Origin of the sequence: Prevotella pallens (genome assembly GCF_900454935.1) — a bacterium.
Lineage (GTDB): Bacteria > Bacteroidota > Bacteroidia > Bacteroidales > Bacteroidaceae > Prevotella > Prevotella pallens.
In genome coordinates this window covers 1-21,670 of record NZ_UGTP01000005.1, presented here as the reverse complement: position 1 = coordinate 21,670, position 21,670 = coordinate 1, and the positions used below count along the sequence as shown (strand labels likewise).

Genomic DNA, 21,670 nt, shown 5'->3' with positions numbered 1-21,670 from the left:
AAAAGCCTCATAATTCGAAAAACCATTCCAAGAAAGAATTAAAACTTTGCCACTGTGGTTGGAGTTTTCCATTTTGAAAATCAATTAATTTCTGTCCAAGTTCAAGTTCCAAAACTTCTCCTGTTTCCCGATTGTAGAAAAAACCGCCCTCTGTTTCAAAGCTATCTAATGGAATATACTCTTTTGGTAAACCTAAAAAGCATTGCAAAGATTCTATTCTTTGAGCATACGTTGAGTATATTAAATACCAACAAATATTATCAATATTACCAATCCTCCCTTTAAAACTCATTTCCGTTGTATGTAAACAGAAATATGCCAAATCAGAGTTTAGGTTTATTCCCAAATCTAAAAGAGCTTTTGTATAGTTTTTTTCTTCTTTTTCTAGATAAAAATTATTTTCTTTTAAATAATTAATTATGGCTTTACTTAGCATACTAATGATTTTATTAATTGTTGTGTAGCATCTTCCAATGCCTCATAAAAGAACTAGTCCCACATTATTTATCTTTCTTTTGCCTTATTTCTTCTATTTCTTTAAGAGTATGTGTATAATGTCTCTTATTAGGATAAAAGTTCACATCTTCTAACGACTGCGACTTTAATAATGGAGTCATATTTCCGTCCTTACAATTCCAAAAGTTTATTTTCTTTAGATTAGGCATAGATTCTACAAAATCAATAGAGTCCAGTTTGTCAATAAATAAATCCTCAATATAGGAGTTATCTTTAAGAAATGAGAAATCTAAAAGTTTCTTACAACATTCAATCTCCAAATTTTCTAAACTGGAAACTTCATTAATTTTATGTATGTCGTCAAGTTTATTATTTCTCGCAAGAGAAAGTTCTCTAATTGAAAGTTTCTCCACACCATCTAAATTCTGGATTTTTGAACCATAAATATGTAGAACTTCAAGGTTTCGCAATGCAGAAAATTGTACTAAGTTTGGAAAAGGATACTTACAAATTACCAAAGATGTTAAAGAATAAGCCTTGTCTAAATTAATTAATCCATTCCAATAATCACCACCTAAATGTTGGAGCTTTGTAAATCGCGAGACATCGAATGTAAACTTCTGTTTATCATGAATATATATCTTTCTCATTTCTTTGAGATTGTAAATAGATTCAAAATTAATCACGTTTCCAATATCTTGAATGAAAGATATATCTTGCAACGTTTCAGACAATTTGTTAAGTTCCTTAAAGTCAACAATAACATTTTTTGCCCTACCACCTATTAAATGTATTTGTTGTAACTTTTTTTGGGCAGCATATTCCACACCTTCTTTAAAATTTTCCACGTGGATTGTTAAATATTCCCCATCTAAATTTTCTCTAATTGTTTTATCTAATTCCATTTCTTTACTTCCGTTTTTTGGTTATTATTTTGGTTTTGTGCACTTTTGTTGTAATATTCATTGTCGTTGTCCATTCTATAGTGCTATTAAACTTTTTAAAGCTATTTCTTTAAACATCTCACTATCAAATTTATATCCTTTAGATTTTAGTTTTTCCTTAATCAAAATCCCTAAATTTATAAACGAACTCTCTAAAAATAATAGAAATTTCTTTTTCGTATCGAGCATTGGTTCAGAATTCCAATAATATCTATCAATGCAAAATTCGGAAACTAACTCATTCTTTTTCTGAAAGTATCTACATTTTGTTATTCCCGATTTGGAACTATATTCTGAAACATCGCCACTTATGTATAAATTGATTTTTATTTTGGCAAGTCCTTCAAAGGAAATATTTAAAAACTGCTTTTTTAGATTTTTCCTCATTTCAATTATTATTTGATGCAGGTTTTTCTCCATTTCAATTTCAGGCTTTAATTGCCCGCCTATTACAGAACTTACAATAATTTCCATCTGTCAAACAATTAAATGTCAATAATTTGCTGTCTTAATAGCATCTCCTTATTAGTTAACGTTTCATCTTTTTTGCTTCCAGCCCAACCTTCATAATTTAAAGGAGCTGACAACAAAAGCGTACAACTGCAAAAGTAGTTATTTATTTCTCATATTTCATTCTTTCATTATTAAAAATTCTTTTGTTAATTGAATTTTGCTTTATTGTTTCTCTTATCTTCTTAATTTTCTCCCCTTGCTCTAAATACACATTCCTGTTCAGAGAAACAGAAATAATGATTTAGCTTAATTACATTTTTCATCTATATGTAATATCGTTCTATCTTTCCTTGCATCTGCAGATGTAAATGTTTGTCATGGATATGCTTGATATTATATTCCTTACAGAGACACTGTTTGAGAGAAGAAACAATATAGTATGGGGTCTTATACTAATAAGAAAATATATGGTTTGGAAATGGATATTATGGGTTAGAAAAAAATTAATAATAAACACCCGAATTTGTTATTATAAAAATAAAATTTATAATTATAATTTTTTATTTTTTAATAATAAATTTCTTAGCTGTAGCTATCTGGTAAAACTCTATTTGCATATAAATCTTTGCAGAATTGTTTTTATGTAGGTAATTCCACTTTTTTTTGCAATCCAAGACACCATAAAATAAATAAGTTTTTTGGTGGTGCATATTATAAGTTCATTATTTTTGTGGTTTTTACTAAAACAAGTTGAAATTTGTGTAATTCATTAGTGTAAGCCTTAGCATAATTAACTAATTGAAAAAGATTCATACCTCTTTATTTTTCTGTAGAATTTTTCTCTCTCTGAAATAGAAAAGGCTATTGAATAATGGGTGAGAGTAAAGGTTTCACTTATCGTTAGATAATTTTACAACCAAAGAAATATAAATATGGTAAGAGGATAAAAAATATTCAAAATAAAGAAATTTTGATAATAAAATAACGAAGAATCAGAGTAAATAGCTACATTTGCAGTTGTACATTTCTGTTTTACAGCGTATAACTATATACTTTCGTTAAAAATTTAAATATGGAGGTTTATATATTCGAATTAAGTGCTACGTATGTACATCATTCTGACCCTAAATATATGTGAGAATTTTCTAAACAGATTTTGAAAAATATGGAATTGGCAGGGCATATAGATAAAAAATACAGATACTGAATTAAAAAATACAGAATGTTAATTATGAAATACTTTGAGCTGCAATTTTATGATAATGACAGTTATTTGTTAAATGTTAGCAAAGTAGACAGACACAAGTATATAACCTGCCCTACTTGCAAGATGATTTTGAATAAAAGAAGTCTTATAGAAGAACTTTTGCCTACATATAAGATAAAAAGAAAGAAATATCATTTATCAGGAAGTTATGATGGCTTTAAAATGGTATCGCAAAAATTTAAAGATTTGTATGAAATATCAAATTGGCAAGGGCTTATGTTCTATTCTATACCTAAAAGTAAAGGCTTTTATCTGATAGAATGTTCTCAACAAATTATGCTTAACGAGGCAAAACGTCCCATTGAATTTGAAAATAAATGCAATGAGTGCGGTTCGTATATGGGTATTTATGGTAGTGTTCCTCTGTATATTGATGCCGATGTGTGTCAAAAACTGAAACCAAATACTTTTTATAGAAGCAATTTAGAGTTCGGATTTGATTTTGAACAAGACTATTGTTTATTTGCTTCCCAAGAAATAACAGAAAAGCTAATTGAACACAAACTAATAATAGAAAAGGATTTAATAGAAGTCTGTAGTATTTAATTATAAGTAATATAATTATTCTACAAAAAATAAATTATGGAAAAAAGAACACTATCAGTCGAAAGTTATGGTATTTATGTTGTTTGTATAGAAACTTTAAAGAGGTTTCTTACAAGTAAACAAATAAAGAGTAAAAATATCTTGAAAGTCTTTCAGGATAATTCTGAATTATATATAGAATCATTAAAGAAAGGGGTATGGATTCCTATTGTGCCCATCAATTCAATAGATTATGAAATTCTGATAGGTAGTGATGAATTTATAAAAGACCATTGGAATAAAGTTTTTACCTATGATGCTTTTAACCTAAATGTTGAAGATAATAACATTTGGATTGGTTCTTTAGGGAGCTTAGCAAATTTTAAAATAAGCCAGTTTAAGAATCCAACATTAGAAAGTTTGTCTTATCAGACTTTAGATGGTGAAACATTATATAAAGGATTCAGAATAAAACTCGAAAAAGGCAAATATCGTGTGGCTATATCTGGTTATAAAAAAAGAATAATGCCCGACAATAGCACCATTTATGGTTATGGTTTTAACTTTGAACATACTGATGAGTTTACCAGTTATAACGATCCGCGTGAAGACGAACAATACAACTTTAATATAACAACGTTGAATTAAATTTTAGCAACAACAAAGTATTGTAAAACATTATAAGCAAATGAGTAACTTAGTATTAAACAAACAAGAATATAAAGAGATATTGTCCATTCTTGATACAACAATAGGCTATATAGATAAAATTGGATCTGGTTTCTATGGTAAAGAAGAGACAGCTTTAGCACTGTTATTGGGTTTTAGAGAGAATAAAACTCTAGACCAATTAGCACATATAAGATATATTCTTCAGATTGCAATGGAAAAACAATTATCAAACGAAGAATACGATGAAATAATAGAACAAGAAGAAAAAGTATGGAAACCGCCTTATAACAGTTCAAAAGAAGAATTGCTATTAATGTTAGAAAAGTAGTTTTACATTATTCCCAAGCTGTTATTTTTTTAGAAAAAATATATTCGGTAGCAGTATCGGAAAAACCTTTAACGCTCGTGTATATCGTTTTCTTTGGAATGAAAATGTTACCTTATATGAGTGTAAATATGCCGAAGCCTATCGTCCAAATACGATTATTAACGAGATTGGTGAAATTACATTTAAAACATTTAAACCAGTTTCAGACCTCATAATTGGGGGTTCCTACAGTGTAAGCTACTCTCCTACTCCAAAAAAATATGTTATTCTTATATATACGCAATGTACTTTTTGCTGTTCGCTCTTTGATTTCCAACATTGTCATTCATTTTGTTTAACACAATACAGTTGTGATTTGCTTAGAAAATTGTATCTTTGTGGGTCAATAACAACAGAAATAATGGAGGAAATTCCGAATGACTGTTGTGATTTGCTTAGAAAATTGTATTTTTGTGGTTCAATAACAACCCTCTTGAAAATAGATACTTCCCAAAGTGTGTTGTGATTTGCTTAGAAAATTGTATCTTTGTGGTTCAATAACAACTGCACCAATGCAAGCTACACAAGTGCAGCCGTTGTGATTTGCTTAGAAAATTGTATCTTTGTGGTTCAATAACAACGAGATAACAGATTACGTGTTGGGGTATGTGTTGTGATTTGCTTAGAAAATTGTATCTTTGTGGTTCAATAACAACTGTATTTCTCATCACTGCCCTTACTTGCATGTTGTGATTTGCTTAGAAAATTGTATCTTTGTGGTTCAATAACAACTATCGCTTAATATTACCGCATTGACGTTGCGTTGTGATTTGCTTAGAAAATTGTATCTTTGTGGTTCAATAACAACATAAACTTTTTTCGCATCCTTTGAATAGGCGTTGTGATTTGCTTAGAAAATTGTATCTTTGTGGTTCAATAACAACTGTTAGGTGTAAAGGAATTACTTCGCTTTGTTGTGATTTGCTTAGAAAATTGTATCTTTGTGGTTCAATAACAACTGATTATCAATATATACTTGATATTCAGAGATATATAGAGTTATTGAAAGAAAATAAAAATGAAGCCACAAAGGGAAAGGGGGTGTGTCAAAACTAAGAATTCAGAAAAGCTTCCTTTCATATTAACAGTTTCACTCCCTCATAAATATTAAAGTAACCGTTATCATAGAGTTATTAACTCTTTGGTAACGGTTATTCTTTACAAAATGATAGCTGTCTTTAGCTGAAAACGAGTTTTGACACACCCTCTTTTTACTTCTATATAAACTAACTTAGAACAGTTCTAATTGTTGTCCGGGTGCATTGGGTGGCTTAGGTTTTTCACCAGAAAATAATTGAATATTGGCAAATTGCTTGTCGGTAATATACAATATACCTACTTCTCCATAACGAGGAAGATGAGCTCGAATACGTTTTATGTGAACTTCGGCATTCTCCATACTCGCACAATGGCGTACATAAATAGAGAATTGAAACATAGTAAAGCCATCTTTCACTAAAAATTGGCGAAAGTTAGTGTAAGCCTTTTTATCTTTCTTAGTTTCAGTCGGTAAATCGAAAAACACGAGAATCCACATAACACGATATTCATTGAAACGATAATTTTCTAACATAAGAGAATAATAACGTATAATATAGAAACATCATTACTTGATAACTTTGATGATATTCCCCAAGCGATCTACCTTAAGTTTCCAGCAAATTTCCTTAATCATTTCTCCATCCAAATCTTTTTGGTTCTTTGACTGCGGGCTACCAAGTCCATACTCATTCAGAATAACAGCACCATTACAGTATTTTTTTGCATATTCTTTATCTACATTATAAATAGTATTAGCCGATGTGTGAGGGACGAAATTGGCAGTTGTACCACTTGAATCTACGAATTTATAAATTCTATCTCTACATAATTCATCTTCATTTTCTTTGGTTGGGACATACACCAAATCGTTAGGTGATAAATAAAATTTAAGTGGAATTCCTACTTTATTGATTTGTGGTACTGGACTTTGACCTTCTTTTAGTCGCTTTATCACTATATCTAATGGAATAGTATCGTAACTACGTTCCCCTAATTCATTTTCATAGATGGCAAAATAAAGGTTCGTTCCCTTTTCTGCTACTACAAATTTAGTGGCTTTATTGCCTGTTTGTCCCACAGGATATTTCATTCCTTTTGGTGTTGCCACTCTCACATTCAGTATCGGCTGGTGTGCTTTACCATCATTATATATAGAGATATTCTTATTCATCTCTTCAATACCTTCGGGTGTGAAGGCTATTTCCGCATTACCTTCTTTCGATTGAAGATAATTTAATAAGATTTTCTGGATACCAGTATCGGTAATAAACGATATTTGTTTGGCATCGAATGATGTGTCGAGTGGTTTTCTTCTTGCCACCATCTCTATTTTTTCATCGCTGAACTGCCAAACTTCTACTTTATCTACCCGCTTTCGGTTTAAACGATAGTTAATACTTTTGAAGTGTGCTAACAATTGTCGTGTATTAAAATGCTTCTCAACCAAAGCATTAATATAATCGCGAAGAGTTTTATCGCAAATAGCAGGTATATTTTCTAAAGCTTTTTTCAGGCTAACAGTAGCCTTTCTGCGGAGATTCACATGACCGAAGAAAGATTCTTTGTGTAGTGGCTTCCTAATTGCCCACATATCATTTCCTTTTTGCGAGATCATAACTTTATTGCCAGATGAACTATAATGTTCGTAGTAATTGGTAGCTTTATTAATAACACGCACATAATTTTTAAAGCTAACCACTACATCACTTAAAGCTTCACGAGTATCTTGCGTAAAGGTCTTCCATGGTTTTCTAATCTTGCGTTTCTCATCGCAAAGCTTTTTACGCAGGTCTTCACGCTTCTCAGGACTATTTGCCGATTCGTTGTTCAGATAATTAACAATATTGCGCGAAGCACACGCAATAACAAGCGCATCCATAGCATGGTGCCGATGATCGATACGTTTCTTGCTAAACCCACGCTGCAATTCTAATGGAACTATGGTTTGAAAGACATGTTTACCGGCTTTATCTTCCCAATGACCGAATGCGTTTGTTTTTGTTATTTCGTTGAGTCGCTTGAAGCGTGGACACACTATAGTATTCCAAACATCGTTTAGTCCCCAATCTTTTTTTAGTCTGTCGGTTATCATACCATTGCATGATACAACAAATTTAGATATTGCTTCTTGTTCGTCTTTAGTTCTGACAATATTAGAAAGCACAGTCTGTACCATTTTACTTATATATCTGCTATCATTCAGTTGGCGAGCTGAGAACTCTTGCGGAATATCTTCCAACAATAAATTATCTTTTTTTCGTGGATTACCAACATAATGTTTGGTTACAAAAGTTTTATACTCCTCTTCAGTAAATATTTCCACATTACCGTCCAACAATGTGCAATGTACTTTCTGTCCGCCACATTCCTTAATAAACTCATAGCCCAACATATTATCCTTCAAACTATTTACTTCCGATTCACAAATAACTTTATTATTGAAAGAATCGTCAAAATAACGGCTTTGTGGAATAATATGCTCTATCTGATAAGCTGTGGTAAACAACTTCGAAAGAGGAATTACTCTGCCTGTATAAGGTGAACGATATTTCTGTTCGAGCCACAGTTTATATCGTGAAAGTTCCGTTGGCGAAGGCTGTGCCATCTTCGATATCTTTGAAATATCCTCATACATCTCGTCTTCTTTCGACAACTCTTGCAAGGCACCTTCCTCGTAAATACGTAATATTTCCTGTTGTGAGGGAGAGTAAGGACGTACGTTCTCTATCTTATCATCGTTTTTCAGTTCCATCAACAGATTTTTTATACGTAAATTCGTATTCTCATTACGCAGAAATTCATTTGTTTTGCGTGCTCGTTGCTCTGCTGTACTCTTCATGTTTCGTCCTAACTCTATATGGATTTCATCGATTTGTCCTGCATCTTTCCATATATCGTACACCGTACGAAGTGTTTCGAGTAAACATTGTTCTACTATTGGGTTACGAAGCGAGTGTTGTTTAAACTTGTTTATATAGGTTTTTAAATCTTCTGGAGACTGCCAACATTGTATTTGCGCAGCCTCAGAGTGCCGACCATACACTACATAACAAGCAAGCCATGTAGGCAAACCTTGGAAATCTGACAGTTTATTAAATGAAGAAACAGCCGCTTCTATTTTCTTTTTTAGCTTCTCATCAATATCGTTTTGCAGTATTTTGGCTATATTCTGCTTTGTTGCCTCACAAATATCAGCTTCTTTCCATAAACTGCCTCTACGCATAACAGCTAACAGCTTCTTTATTGCCTTTTCAGAATATGCTCCATACTCTTTTTTAAAAGGTTTTATTTTTAAGAACGAATTAACGAAAGCATCATCTATGTTAAGGTCGCTGAATGCTTTATTTGATTTCAATTTACGTAATGCACTTTCTGTTTTGTCTTTCGATTCTATTGAATATAACAGATGCCAAAGTCTGTATTCTCTCCCCTCCACATTTAACAATTCACGCTGTATGCCAGCTCTATCAAATGCAAGAAGTAACTCATGTCGAGTAGTATTACACGGATAGCTTTTATTAGCATCTTCTATATAATTCCAACGAATGGGATATATCTTCTCTGAACCTATAGTTTCTTTCTTCAACTTTAAGAAACCTTTCAATAATGTTTCTTGTTTTATCTCTTTCCGGTCATTCAAATAAGTAAACAAACGGACATAATCTTCTTTCGTTTTAAGATATTCCGATGTAACATCTTTACCGTCTGTTACGTTGAAAAGATGAATATTGGATATAAATTGCCACAACCTGAACTCTTGGTAATAAGGATTAGACTTAGCTATACATTTTATTTTCTTCTGTTCCTTTTTACCTGTCTGCTTATAATTGTACTTATATACTTCATACGGGCAATCGGCTATCAACGACTTCTTGCTCTTCAATGGTCGTTGATAGAATATTAAGTCATCAAGAAGAAGATATTTCATATCTTTCTTCAACAAATACTCTTGATGCTGTTGATTATTCTTATACAGTTCTTTAGCACAAGCATTCAATGTATCCAAGCTATCTAATTCTTTATGATACTTAGCTTGCTCGCACAAAATTTTGTATAATTCATTCTTATAATACTTGCGTTCTATTGTGCGAATATATTTTCCACGAATTTTATCGAATGGTTCTTTTAAAAGATGATCGTATATAAAAGTTCCTACAGTTTTATTAGAGCTTTCTATAAATTTCTCCGTTCGGGTCTTTATAAGTTGCCAATCGCCTTTTTCAGGAGATTTGAACGAACGCTTAATTTTGCCTTCCTTATCATATTTAGGTGTTTCCCCATCGGCTTCATATTCTGTGGTTACTATGTATTCTTTTATATTCCCAACCCAATTATCTAATGGTACTTTACTCTGACAACGAGCTGTCCAACCGTTTTCTAAGTGTATATTATACCAGATTTTTCCTGCTTTTGGTGCTCCATCGGCTTCAACTCCAATAACTTTCAACTTATAATACTCTTTACGTTTCGTTGGATTATCTTCTTCTTCCTCGCCTCTCAACTGGTAATAGCCACGCTTCTGATTGAAATTAAGCAGAATCCAAGCTAATTCTTCTTTCTTTATTTGCTGTGTCAATGCTTTCTTTCGCAGATAATAAATGGTCCAATCAAGTGGAATTTTCTTTTCTCCTGATACTAATGATGGTTGCATTTTAGCGAAATCGGCCATCATTTCATAGAAAGATTCCATAAAAAGAAAACGCATAGAACCATCTTCTTGTCTCTCCCAAGCTAATTTTGGTTCACTATTATTAATGAATTTACCATAGATAGCAGGTTCATTTCTATCCCACCCTATGGCATCTTCATAATGTTTAGGTAGAAAGTTTAATGCGTGTAGCACCCTGTGCAACCGCTCGCGACGTTGTAAATGGCGTTCTCTTAATCGTCTAACTCCTCGAAAATTTGTACGAATTGCTGTTTGAGATTCCGTTACTCCACTATCAAATTTACCAAGTATACCTTGATCCATCGGGATAATACGACTGCCAAGTTTAATATTTCGTAAGTAGTTTCCTTTATCGTCTACTTCTACTTTAGCCCAACCTATGCTATTGGGACCTAAGTCTAATCCAAGAATTGTTTTCATTTTATATTGTTTTAATTTGGTTTTTAATTATAAAATGCCTAAATTTGCACCTACATTCTAAGCAAATCACAATAAGGATTATTCCGTTGTGATATCAAATGGGGCGGGACACTTTAGTGTACTCGCCCATTTTTGTGTGTTGTTAGTTGCCTCAAATTTAATAATAATTTTATAGATTTACAACTACTATAAACTATTTTTTAGAAGCAGCAAAAAAATATGGGAAAATTATAAGCAATGTTATATTTTGGGGGAATCTTTTCCGTTTTCTATAAACAATTAATACAATATTCCGTAGCTGTGTACGTTTCGTTTACAATTACACTTAGAAATGATGGGGTTACATAATACTACTTTTTCGTGGGAAGTTAAAAAGATGCTGCAAATAAATTATGAAACAAATTGAAGCAAAAGATTTTCTATTTTATTATAATCCGAATATTGAGGAACTTATAATTTCATCTGGTTTAAAATTTATAAAAAGAAATAATGATGAATTTAAGGTAGACTTAAATCCAAATGGTGAATCTGAACTTACAACTGTTGATTTTGTTAATTTAGATACCAATAAAAAACATTTGATATGTAGTATCGGCGAAAAAGCTGTTCCAGCTACCATAAATACATATTTCCATATTAATATGTTGGGGTTTAAAGTTGTAATGGATAAATGGAAAAATATTAAAAGTAATAACGACCTTGATAAAATAGACTTATTTTTTACTGGCAACAAGTTTGAACATCTTTATATAAGTAAGATGAAAAATTATAACGTTATTGATTCCATAAGGATATTTAACGAAGAGGTACAATACTTTGTTGTAAAAAACAAACCACAGTTTATAAAAGAAGTTATAAGAGAAATATCATTATGCGACGATTGTATCAAAATAGACACAGAAAGTAATAGCTTTAATTATAAATTAGATGTAAACAACAATGTTTTATCGTTTTTACACAGTGCTTTTAAACTAATAGAGTTGCCAAAATAATGTTTCGTTAAAAGAGAATTACCATAGAAAGCAGAACTCTATTTGCTACAAAATTGTGATATTTACGCCTGTTTATATGGTTTTATATGGGTGTATTTTGTGCGTGATATACTGAATTTTGCCTTCTTAATAGGAAGATGAAAAGCAACAAAAAATTGTCTTTCGTTCGGTTTTAACACTATTATAAGGCGATATAAAAGTAGAATTACGCACTATTTTCAGCATATTCGTCTCAACTATATTTTTCTGGTAAAGGAAATATTTCTTCATTTTCAGGATAGTTTTCTATATTGCCAGATAGCCATAATTCAAAAGTCTGATAGTTGTCGAAGAAACCATAAATATATCCTTTCTTTAATAGGGCTAAATATTCGTTGATTGGTATTTTTATTAAGTTGCCATGTCGCATAGCTTGCGACTGTTTAATAAAAAGTTCTTTATTATAGGATAGAAATACAGCCAAATTAGGAAAACTGATATTCTCTTTTTCTAAATCAATATATCCTATCAATTTCCATATCTTTTTTCTAACCGCTGTTTCTTTACATGCTTTATATGTTTTAAATCCAACACATAACAAATCATTTATATCTGTAACAGGCTTTTCAGCGATATAATCGAATATTCCAAAACTAAATTGTTCTATCCAGCATACATAAACATATTTCCCATTGGATAATGCTATTTCATAAACATTGCCATATTTATTTTTACCCATAACCTATTTATTATTTTTCGTTTGTGCATTTTCCGTTTCTATTATTACCAATAAAGATAGTAGGAAAAAACTGCCTTGATTAGAACTACTTATTTTTAAGAACCTAATTCGATAAAGTCTTCAAAATAATCTTCGAACGACGAAAAAAGCTTTTCTGGTTTTCCAAGAATCATTTTTTCTGTATCATTATATCCAACGTTTACCCCATAAATAGTGCTATCGTCTAATTCTTCTTTTTCAGAAACCTTGTATAAAGTAAGATATTCGCCCACTTCGTAATTAAGTACAATAAAATTGTTTGAAAGATTTAGTTCATTTCTCATTTGCTTCGTAACTTCCACAACCGAATAAATAACACTATTTTCAGCTTTAGCTATACCCAGTATATTTACATCTCCAAAATTGCACATTCCACATTGCGATAAAAACATTTTGTATTGCTTTGGAAGTTTAATATTTAGTTCGTTTTCAACATTAAAAATTTGTTCGTTATCAGCCCCTAACCAATATTCAAACTCTTCATTTTGTTTTAATTTTGTTATATAGTCCATAAATATTTTATTAATAACGTATTAAAAAATGCCCCAAGAAAGTAGTTGTTATTTGCAAATGTAAATAGCGTTTTATTTCATTAAATAGCAAGATTTATTTAAGCGTCCAATTCTCTAACGAAGAACAAAAATCATTAAAATTAGGAGCTATTTCTATTAATCCTTCTTCAATGGAATACTCATGGTAAAAAGCCTTAATTATTCCTGTTGAAATTTCTATCCAAACATCATTACCGCAGCCATCATCAGCAAAAGGAATATGAGTTTTTACAAAACATTCTAACTCCTTATCTTCTTCCAATAGAATCTTTCTATTAGTAATTATATCTTCGATTTTTAAAAAGAAACCTATTTCTATTTTATCCCAATCAGCTTTTTCAACAGAATAAAATAAGTGTCTAAACATCATAGCTTGCTTTGGAAAAAAGACACCATCGTAAGTTTGATAAAATTGAATAAAGCTATTTATTTTATCACCAGTAATCTCCAATAACTGCCTTATTTCCGACTCTGAAAGTAGAGATTTTCTACCTTCATAAACTAACTTACTATCTGTAAATAGATTCATTTCTTATTTTTATTATTTATATACACCTTGCTTGTACATTGTAAAACCAAAAGTTTACAACTGCAAATATAGTTAGTTTGGCTGAAATATCATCATCTTATTTTTATAAAATCAGTTTTATATTGCACGTTGCTGGATTATCTATCTTTTAAGTAGTTATGCATAAAGCATAAAGAAATAAAAGCAAAACAAGAAACATATTTTATGATAATAAAAAAGATAATTAAATTCTTTCAAAAATATAATTACAAATTTAAAATTTATAATTATGTTTTTATGGTTTTATAATTATGTTTTTCAAACAACATTATAATTTACACTTAGGCTATATAAAACTTCAAATAAAAATAACTATATTTGCAGCTACTTACTATAGTTTAACAACATAAAAATGGCATATACACAAGAGAACTTTCAAGAATGGATATTCTTTATTTCTGATAAGATGGAATATTTCACTGGCGAATTTGCAAAAGAACACAATCTGACACTCAATTATAGTATTAAGTCGTTAGATGATTTAGAGAAATGGATTCTTTCTAATTTCAGACATCATAACGATTTAATAGCGAAAAAAGAATTGTTAGACTATCTAACCATTTATATAGGAGAAACTTTCCGAAAACATATTGGCGGCAAATGGTTTATTGACTTAAAAAATAAGAAAAATGCATATTATAGTATGCCTGTTCTTACTGATGAAACTTATATAGGTGAGACATTTGTAGCACCAATGACCTTTGCAACTGCTTGTATTAGTAGGAATAAAGGAAATTACATCAGTACCATTCTTCTGAATTGTATGGAGGATATGGGAATTCAGTTGGATTCTAAGGTTAAATAACGTATAGTAATAGATAATCGTTAGTAAGAGTTTAAAACAATTTAGTAAAATTAGGTAAGGAGTTATGGAGGTTACTATATTAGCAATAATAGTCGTAGTAATTCTATTGATACATTTTAGCCGGAATAAGAGAAAAGGAAGGTATGGTGAAAAACGTGTTGCTACTATTCTTAATTCTTTGCCTGATGAATATACTATCTTTAATGATGTATATATCGAAGAAAATGGGAAAAGTACCCAAATAGATCATGTAGTATTTTCGCCATATGGCATCTTTGTTATTGAGACTAAGCACTATAAAGGATGGATATATGGAGATGAACGAGCAAGTTTTTGGACTAAAAAAATATATGGTAATAAATATGAGTTTTATAATCCTTTGTTTCAGAATTATGGACACGTCAAAGCTTTAAAATCTCTATTAGGATTTCCTTACCAATATTTTATTCCAATAGTCGTCTTTATTGGCGATGTAACTATCAAAGGGGACTATCCCAATCATAATGTAGTGTATGAAAATGAATTACTGGACACTATAAAATATCATATTAGTGTTTTATTACCAGATGACAAATTAAAATGGGCTATCAATAGGTTGGCATATTCAAGTTTTGAGACAAGTGATACCGCAAAAGAACATATAATCCAAGTAAAAAACAGGATTAGTCAGTACAACTCGATAATTAACAATGGTATTTGCCCACGTTGTGGAGGTAAACTCGTTCTTTGTCAAGGTAGATATAGGAATTTTTGGGGTTGTAGCAACTATCCTCATTGCCACTATATAGTGAAGGATTATTAAATGGATGTATATGTATAATGCAGAAGTTAAATTGTATTGCTAAAATTTAAGAAACTAAACGTTAGGAAAATAGCAATTTTAGAGATATAGTAGAAACTCTAAGAAACAAAACAAGGTTAGGTTTACGGATAGTGAAATTAAGTGTATTTAAATTTTGTATTATCTGTTAAATGTGTTGTATAAAAGAGATGTATAATACAATAATGATTATGACATTCCAAACATTCTGAAAATTGCTTCCTTGGTTAGTTGAAAGCAAAAGTAACTATTTTCCACACATTTCTTTCACAAAAAGTTATGATAGGTCGAAAAACCATTCAAGAAAAGTGTTGAAATTGTGCCATTGTGGCTTTAATTTTCCCTGCTGAAAGTCGTTGTAAACCTTTCCAAGTGTAAGTTCTAATACTTCGCCTGTTTGCCTATTATAGAAAAATCCTCCCTCTCCTTCAAAACTATCGAGTGGAATATACTCTTCTGGCAAGTTGAAAACAGACCTCATACTCTCCATTTGTTCGTAATAAATTGAGTTTATTGCAAACCAACAAACGTTATATAACTCTGCACGATTGCCAGAAAATGTTGTTTGATTTGTATAAAGATTAAACTGAGCAAAGGGAGTTTCAAGGTTAATCCCTAAGTCTGACATTACTTTTTGATAGGTTTCGTCTTCTGTATCATCGTACATTCCATTTTCAATCAAGTAGTTTTTTACTTTCTCCGACAACATAAATATGGTTTTATATAAGTTTATTTTCTATTTTCGTTCAATATTTTAGTTTAAGCAAACTGCATTATCGTTTGTCTCAACGCTCTATTTCATTAACGTCGAAATTGTTTTCATTTCGCTATTCATTGCTAACTATTTATTAACCTCTGCATGACTGTAAACTTCGGGTGTTATAGCCTTACTATTGTTACAACCTGCAATTAGTAAAACTAATATAAGCGAGGCAAAATCATAGAATTGCGTTTAATGTTCATACGCATAATGTTTGTTAAGCGAGCACAAAAATAGTAATTTTTCCCATTTTCTGCAAAACAATTCCTATCTTTGTTGCGATAGATTATTAAAAGAAAACATATTTTATAGCCGTTTAAATTTAACAAATAAGATGAAAAGATACATTATTCTTTTTTTAGTTATAACATTCATATTTCCGTGTACTGCACAAAATTTAAACAATATGAAAAAACCAGAGAAGTTTAATTACAAATATTATAAAAGTAAACTTTCTCCGAATACAAGTTATAAAGAATATACAGAGGAAGATGGAACCATTGTTTGTGTTAGTTTTGAAAAAGACGTTAATTGGATTGTTACTATAAAACCATTAACCTTTAAAAAAAACGCCAAAATGTATTATAAAAATGGCTTTTTAGACACCGAAGGTGATTGGTTTTATTGCTCAAATATTAGAATTGGTATTTGGCGTGAGTACGATAAAAAGGGTAAACTAATAAAAGAAGAAAACGAGGACAAAAAATTTGAAAACTTAAAAATAAAACCTAAAGAGTTGCTTCTTTGGTTAGAAAAAGAAGGTTGGATAGATTTAACAACAGGAAAAGGACAACAAACAAGTGTTTCTGATGGTCCTTTCCACATTAACTTTATGTCTCGTAATAACCAAAATGCCAAATGGTTTATACATCGTAAAACTATTTTTGGTTCAGAATATATTGTTATAGATGCAGAAACTGGAGAAGTAACTTCGCGTGAGAATATATACAACAGAGAATAAGTTAGAATTAAAGCAAAAACTGCCATTTCTCCCTATTATAGTTTCGCAGTAATAGGGAAAAATGGCGAGTAATTTATTTCTAACTATATTTTTCTGGTAAAGGAAAAATTTCTTCATTGGCAGGATAATTATCTAAATTCTTTGTAAGCCATAATTCAAAAATATTTGGTTTATCAAAGAAACCTGCAATATATCCTTTTTTTAAAAGACTAATATAGTAATCTGTAGGAGCATAATAAGAATTTCCATTTCTCATTATTCTCGATTGCTCTATAAAATGTTCTTTGTCATTTGACATAAATATTGCCAAATCGGGAAATTCTATATTTTCTTTTTCCAAATCGATATGCCCAATTAGCTGCCATATTTTTTTCTAATTGCGGTTTCTTTGCCCGATATGTATATTTTAAAACCAACAGATAAAAGACTATCTAAGTTGTCTACTGGTTTTTCTGAATGGTAATTAAATACTCCAAAGCTGAATTGTTTTATCCAACAAATATAAGTATATTTTCCGTTAGGCAACTTTATTTCGTAAACATTGCCATATTTATTTTTTCCTTTTTTCTCCAAGCTGATAATTTCTTTATTGTTTCGCTTCGTTCTGCAAATAAATACATTTGCAAAAGGTGCTGTTTATCACCAGTGCAAATATAATAAAAAATGGGAGAAATATAATTATAAAATAGAAAAATTATAATTATAAATTTTTGTTTTATAATTACAATTTAGTTGGAACATTATTACGGCTGTGAAAGCGTAAAGTAGACTATGTAGGAACAATAATAAAATGGCAGTATTTAAAGAATGTATGATAGTTAAACCATTTCTGCGGATTATAAAATTACTACCACGAAATTCGTTCTACGAATAAAGATTGTTGGCTTTTCCAAAAAGAGTCTTCACGTATGTCAATTCCTAATTTAACACAATAGGAAATAAGAATTTCTTTATTTAATCGTTGTTTTATTATTTTTCTTTCATAAAACTCTTTTTCCTCAAAAGGTTGTATTTCTCCTTCGCAATAAAATTTCCATTTAGGATCTTTCATCGCATAAACAGTTCGCAACGTTTCTCCATTTTCTATACAGCTAAATTCATTTAATGCTTCGGGAATATTGTTTGCGCTTATTCTAAAACTATATGCTTTTAATTTTAAGTCGTTTGTAAGTACATGAATCAACGAACTTAAACCATCAGAATAGTTTGAGAACATTATACATTTGTTTTTACACAACTTTGGGGTAAAAAAATACAGCTTTTCAAAATGTGCACCGCCTTTAGGTGGACATAAGTGGTAGAGATTAAACTGAAATGGAGAATCTATTATTCTGTACTTATCATCACTTCCCCACTTTTCCAGAATATACTTCTTTATTTGCTCCAAAGATGTATCGAGATATGTAAAAGTGAAATATATAAATCTATCTATTTGCATGGCTTTCTTTTGCTATTACCTTCTTTTTCAAAGCATTTTTCACTCTTTCTACTAAGCCTCACAATGAAAACTGGTGGAAACAAGCATATTAAATATGGTTCTATAAAAGGACAAAACTGCGTAACAGTGAAATTAAAAACTATTTATTTTCGTTATATTAAACCATTTATTTCCTTTATATCACACCATATTATTGCAACCGAATACTATCGTGCTGTTTCTTTTTCGCTTCTTTTTGTGCGTTTAAACGAACGGTAGTCATCGAGTTCTATTTCTATTTCTGGTTCAACAAGAGCACCTTTATGTGGCAATCTAAACTTCATATACTTAATGTTTAGTCCACGTTCTATCCATTGATTTTCGTAATAAGTGTGTATTCCAAGTATTTCTTTTGTTTCTCCATCAATATCGTCCGCTTGTGTACCATTTGTTTCATTACCATACAAATCTTCGGTACGAAAAAGCAAAGGCAAATTGTTTTTTTCAACAACATAAGTGGTATAAGTAAAAAGAAAGTTAGAGTCGGTTTTAAGATGCACTACTCCTTCGTTTTCCAAAAAGTTACGATAGCGTTTTAAAAAATAAGTAGACGATAGGCGTTTTCGTGCATTCTTCATCTGTGGATCAGAGAAAGTTAGCCATATTTCTTTTACTTCTTCAGCACCAAAGAAACGATCTATAATCTCTATTCCTGTTCGTAAGAAGGCTACATTAGGCAAATTTTCTTCCAACGCTTGCTTTGCTCCTGTATAAATTCGTGCACCTTTTATGTCTACTCCTATAAAATTTATATTCGGATAAAGTCGCGCCAAACCCACAGTATATTCTCCTTTTCCACAACCTAACTCTAAAACTATTGGGTTGTTATTATGAAAATACTGTTCGTTCCAATGTCCTTTCATTTCGAATGGTATTTCGCTTATAACACCATGTGGATATTGGAAGACATTCTTAAACGTTTCTAACTCTGCAAATTTCTGTAACTTTCCTTTACTCATAATAGCTGCAAAGTTACAGAAAAACGTTTATAAAAAGACAGTTTTACATAGTTTTGTAGAAATATATCTTACTTTTATTGTTTGCACAAACCATATTTTGCACCATTATAAAGGTAAGACAAACAAATGCTTATCCACTTTTTAGCGATGCAAGACCAGCCATAATAAAGAAAAACGAATAGAATCCGAACAGCATAAAAAGCAATATGCCAATGCTCGAAACTATTTTAAAAAATAAACTGAAGCTGTTTTCTTGTGCAACAAAGAATCCAACTGATACAAAAAATAGTGTAATACTAAGAATACTAACGGGAAATTGCATAGGCGATAGATTGTTTACAATTGCAGAAAACGACTTTTCGTCTACTGTATAACTAAGGAGTATCATAGAAAGAATGGCATATACCAATAAAAAGAATATGCCCGACAAGTATAAATACTTTAGTTTATACTGCCAATGGAAATAAGTCATACCACTTAAAATCACCGTCATAAGCAGCGGAATATACACGCTAAATATTGCATTATGGCTGTTTATCATACCACTATTTCTCTATTTCGTAATTGTTAGATTCATTGTATACAACGCAACATTCGCTATTTTTATTATATTTCTGCACTTTATTCTAAGTTCTATGTATCTTATCGTAGAAATTAAGAACAACGAATTGGCTTTTCTAATGTGTTTAACTCATTATTTCTAACTTATATTAGCATTACAAAAGCCAATTCATTGTATATACGGACCCATAAAACTATATTGCCACAGAATGGTTGAAACTATTTTTTACCACACACACAATGCCAAAATGGTTAAGGCAACACTTTAATAGCTGCATTATTGCCTACACGAATAAAGAAAGGTTGATGTGTTAAGGAGGAAATTATATTGTTACCAGGCTGTATTGTTGTTTTTTGTAGGCACTTACCAGATATAGAATAGATGGAAAGTGGCTCGCCAACATATTGTTCTGCCTGTATATTTAGCACACCATTTGCAAAATTCCAACTTATTTTTGGTTGTTCAAGTAGCGTGTTTTTTATTGCAGTTGGATTAGGATCGTCTGCCAAATACGAAAGACTTACATAGCAATATCCACAGCCTTGCACAATCATAAGTCCACAAGTAGCAAGAGTTTTAGATGTTGGATTATACATTTGCCAACAGTGTGTATCGGTATTTGTTCCTCTATCAAGGAATCCATTTGCTATTAATAGTTTGTAAACTTCGCTTATTTGTGGTGTAGTTACACGTTCCCAAGATGCAGAAAGCAAGTAAAGAGCACACAATTCGGTATCGCCTGATGTAAAATCGAGCATAATAAGAGGAAACTCAGCATTGTTGGTAGAAAGAATTTCTAATCCTTTACGACTATCGGCACTAATCTTTGGATTCATCGCCCAATAGCTATTTGTATAATTTATATATGCATTATTCTTCAAGAATCTATCCAAAACAGTCGCCTTATCTTCGCCCCAAGAAATAGAAAACTGTGGAAAAACCATATCTACTTGGTCGTTTACTTCTACTGTAAATTTCATTTCGTCTAACACATTGTTTGGATCAAAAGCATCTAATGTACCTGGATAAGCTCCCGATATACGTAATGTTACTTCTGTTTTACCATTCCCCACCGACTTAAATGCGTTTCCTTTAGCTTCTATCACAGCTTCGTTGGCTGATGTATAGCGCAAAACTATGCGTTCGCCTTTAGCTATATAGTCGTTCCTTAAAAACTATATTTCAGCATAAAGCCTGTACTGTCAAGCTCTATGCTGATTCTTTTTATAAGGTACAAAAGAACTCTCATAGCTCTTTTGAAGTTATATGCTGCTGCAGCTAATAATACATTGATAGCATCTCCTTTCACACCTTTATAAAAGTTGCGAGATAATCGGTGGTCTGCTTTAAGATGTCCTATTGTTGGTTCTATACCTGCTCGTTTACAAAATAGTTTGTGTTTCTTTTTCTTTTGGTAGTAGCTGTCTTTAGCTTTAGGAACGTCTGGAATGAGTATCTTTGTCTTCCCAATCTGCTTTATACCTCTATACCCTCTATCTCCTGCTAACTTATCAACCTGCTTTCCTGTCATCCTTTGGGTTTGTTCCAATGTCTTTTCAATAGTATGTCCATCATATTCATTCCTAAAAGAACATGCACCAAGAATAAGTCCTGACCATGAGCGAAGAATAGATACTTTATTGC

At 31.1% G+C, this 21,670-nt stretch carries 23 protein-coding genes and 1 CRISPR repeat array; of the genes, 7 read left to right on the top strand and 16 right to left on the bottom strand.

Going from position 1 to position 21,670, the window contains the following annotated elements; translation table 11 throughout:
- Positions 1–7: 7 nt before the first annotated feature.
- The 3 genes from DX009_RS12190 to DX009_RS12180 form a co-directional block, all read right to left on the bottom strand.
- Complete coding sequence (locus DX009_RS12190) at positions 8–436, bottom strand: hypothetical protein (RefSeq protein ID WP_115084283.1); 429 nt, start codon at positions 434–436, stop codon at positions 8–10.
- A 64-nt stretch (positions 437–500) separates the two neighbouring features.
- A complete protein-coding gene (locus tag DX009_RS12185; protein ID WP_115084282.1) occupies positions 501–1,361 on the bottom strand; it encodes a leucine-rich repeat domain-containing protein in 861 nt (286 codons plus the stop codon).
- 75 nt (positions 1,362–1,436) lie between these two features.
- Positions 1,437–1,874: an Imm12 family immunity protein gene (locus tag DX009_RS12180; protein WP_115084281.1), complete on the bottom strand. Its 438-nt coding sequence runs from the start codon at positions 1,872–1,874 to the stop codon at positions 1,437–1,439.
- A 1,210-nt stretch (positions 1,875–3,084) separates the two neighbouring features.
- On the opposite strand from DX009_RS12180, the gene DX009_RS12175 reads away from it, so the two are divergent.
- Genes DX009_RS12175 through DX009_RS12165 form a run of 3 tightly spaced genes read left to right on the top strand, consistent with a single transcriptional unit; the run spans position 3,085 to position 4,645 of the window.
- Positions 3,085–3,666: a hypothetical protein gene (locus DX009_RS12175; RefSeq protein WP_147278695.1), complete on the top strand. Its 582-nt coding sequence runs from the start codon at positions 3,085–3,087 to the stop codon at positions 3,664–3,666.
- A 36-nt stretch (positions 3,667–3,702) separates the two neighbouring features.
- Positions 3,703–4,293, top strand: coding sequence for a hypothetical protein (locus DX009_RS12170; protein ID WP_112316899.1), 591 nt, complete (start codon positions 3,703–3,705; stop codon positions 4,291–4,293).
- Between the two features lie 40 nt (positions 4,294–4,333).
- Positions 4,334–4,645, top strand: a complete 312-nt coding sequence (locus DX009_RS12165; RefSeq protein ID WP_025000895.1) for a hypothetical protein — start codon at positions 4,334–4,336, stop codon at positions 4,643–4,645.
- A gap of 347 nt (positions 4,646–4,992) precedes the next feature.
- A CRISPR array of direct repeats spans positions 4,993–5,643; the repeat unit is 46 nt; unit sequence GTTGTGATTTGCTTAGAAAATTGTATCTTTGTGGTTCAATAACAAC.
- A gap of 272 nt (positions 5,644–5,915) precedes the next feature.
- Here DX009_RS12165 and cas2 read toward each other — a convergent pair.
- Both cas2 and cas9 read right to left on the bottom strand, forming a co-directional pair.
- Complete coding sequence (gene cas2 / locus DX009_RS12160; protein WP_245944663.1) at positions 5,916–6,257, bottom strand: CRISPR-associated endonuclease Cas2; 342 nt, start codon at positions 6,255–6,257, stop codon at positions 5,916–5,918.
- Between the two features lie 33 nt (positions 6,258–6,290).
- Complete coding sequence (cas9, locus tag DX009_RS12155; RefSeq protein ID WP_115084279.1) at positions 6,291–10,814, bottom strand: type II CRISPR RNA-guided endonuclease Cas9; 4,524 nt, start codon at positions 10,812–10,814, stop codon at positions 6,291–6,293.
- A gap of 392 nt (positions 10,815–11,206) precedes the next feature.
- Here cas9 and DX009_RS12150 point away from each other — a divergent pair, with 392 nt between their 5' ends.
- Positions 11,207–11,806, top strand: a complete 600-nt coding sequence (locus DX009_RS12150; protein ID WP_115084278.1) for a hypothetical protein — start codon at positions 11,207–11,209, stop codon at positions 11,804–11,806.
- Positions 11,807–12,038: 232 nt separating this feature from the next.
- Here the strand turns inward: DX009_RS12150 and DX009_RS12145 are convergent, their stop codons facing one another.
- The 3 genes from DX009_RS12145 to DX009_RS12135 all read right to left on the bottom strand — a co-directional run bounded on the left by DX009_RS12145 (position 12,039) and on the right by DX009_RS12135 (position 13,643).
- Positions 12,039–12,524 carry an Imm26 family immunity protein gene (locus DX009_RS12145; protein ID WP_115084277.1) on the bottom strand — a complete coding sequence of 162 codons (486 nt, stop codon included), beginning with the start codon at positions 12,522–12,524 and terminating at the stop codon, positions 12,039–12,041.
- 95 nt (positions 12,525–12,619) lie between these two features.
- Positions 12,620–13,075 carry an SMI1/KNR4 family protein gene (locus tag DX009_RS12140; protein WP_115084276.1) on the bottom strand — a complete coding sequence of 152 codons (456 nt, stop codon included), beginning with the start codon at positions 13,073–13,075 and terminating at the stop codon, positions 12,620–12,622.
- 94 nt (positions 13,076–13,169) lie between these two features.
- Positions 13,170–13,643: an SMI1/KNR4 family protein gene (locus DX009_RS12135; protein WP_115084275.1), complete on the bottom strand. Its 474-nt coding sequence runs from the start codon at positions 13,641–13,643 to the stop codon at positions 13,170–13,172.
- A gap of 391 nt (positions 13,644–14,034) precedes the next feature.
- On the opposite strand from DX009_RS12135, the gene DX009_RS12130 reads away from it, so the two are divergent.
- Entirely contained in the window at positions 14,035–14,487 is a 453-nt protein-coding gene (locus DX009_RS12130; RefSeq protein ID WP_115084274.1) for a hypothetical protein, read from the top strand.
- A gap of 64 nt (positions 14,488–14,551) precedes the next feature.
- Complete coding sequence (locus DX009_RS12125) at positions 14,552–15,289, top strand: NERD domain-containing protein (RefSeq protein WP_115084273.1); 738 nt, start codon at positions 14,552–14,554, stop codon at positions 15,287–15,289.
- A 295-nt stretch (positions 15,290–15,584) separates the two neighbouring features.
- Here DX009_RS12125 and DX009_RS12120 read toward each other — a convergent pair whose 3' ends face one another.
- Complete coding sequence (locus DX009_RS12120; RefSeq protein ID WP_115084272.1) at positions 15,585–16,016, bottom strand: hypothetical protein; 432 nt, start codon at positions 16,014–16,016, stop codon at positions 15,585–15,587.
- Between the two features lie 457 nt (positions 16,017–16,473).
- Between DX009_RS12120 and DX009_RS12115 the strand changes: the two genes are divergently transcribed.
- Positions 16,474–17,028: a hypothetical protein gene (locus DX009_RS12115; protein WP_245944662.1), complete on the top strand. Its 555-nt coding sequence runs from the start codon at positions 16,474–16,476 to the stop codon at positions 17,026–17,028.
- 79 nt (positions 17,029–17,107) lie between these two features.
- Here the strand turns inward: DX009_RS12115 and DX009_RS13655 are convergent, their stop codons facing one another.
- The 7 genes from DX009_RS13655 to DX009_RS12085 form a co-directional block, all read right to left on the bottom strand.
- Positions 17,108–17,368: a hypothetical protein gene (locus DX009_RS13655; protein WP_245944661.1), complete on the bottom strand. Its 261-nt coding sequence runs from the start codon at positions 17,366–17,368 to the stop codon at positions 17,108–17,110.
- A gap of 14 nt (positions 17,369–17,382) precedes the next feature.
- Positions 17,383–17,601 (bottom strand): hypothetical protein, encoded by a 219-nt coding sequence (locus DX009_RS13650; RefSeq protein WP_245944660.1) that lies wholly within the window; start codon positions 17,599–17,601, stop codon positions 17,383–17,385.
- A 274-nt stretch (positions 17,602–17,875) separates the two neighbouring features.
- Complete coding sequence (locus DX009_RS13645; RefSeq protein ID WP_245944659.1) at positions 17,876–18,244, bottom strand: hypothetical protein; 369 nt, start codon at positions 18,242–18,244, stop codon at positions 17,876–17,878.
- Between the two features lie 428 nt (positions 18,245–18,672).
- A complete protein-coding gene (gene trmB, locus DX009_RS12100; RefSeq protein ID WP_115084269.1) occupies positions 18,673–19,464 on the bottom strand; it encodes a tRNA (guanosine(46)-N7)-methyltransferase TrmB in 792 nt (263 codons plus the stop codon).
- A 130-nt stretch (positions 19,465–19,594) separates the two neighbouring features.
- Positions 19,595–20,005: a hypothetical protein gene (locus DX009_RS12095; RefSeq protein ID WP_115084268.1), complete on the bottom strand. Its 411-nt coding sequence runs from the start codon at positions 20,003–20,005 to the stop codon at positions 19,595–19,597.
- Between the two features lie 272 nt (positions 20,006–20,277).
- Complete coding sequence (locus DX009_RS12090; protein ID WP_181792371.1) at positions 20,278–21,159, bottom strand: hypothetical protein; 882 nt, start codon at positions 21,157–21,159, stop codon at positions 20,278–20,280.
- Between the two features lie 35 nt (positions 21,160–21,194).
- Positions 21,195–21,670 (bottom strand): transposase (locus DX009_RS12085; protein ID WP_147278694.1); only part of this gene is annotated, 476 nt, incomplete at its 5' end.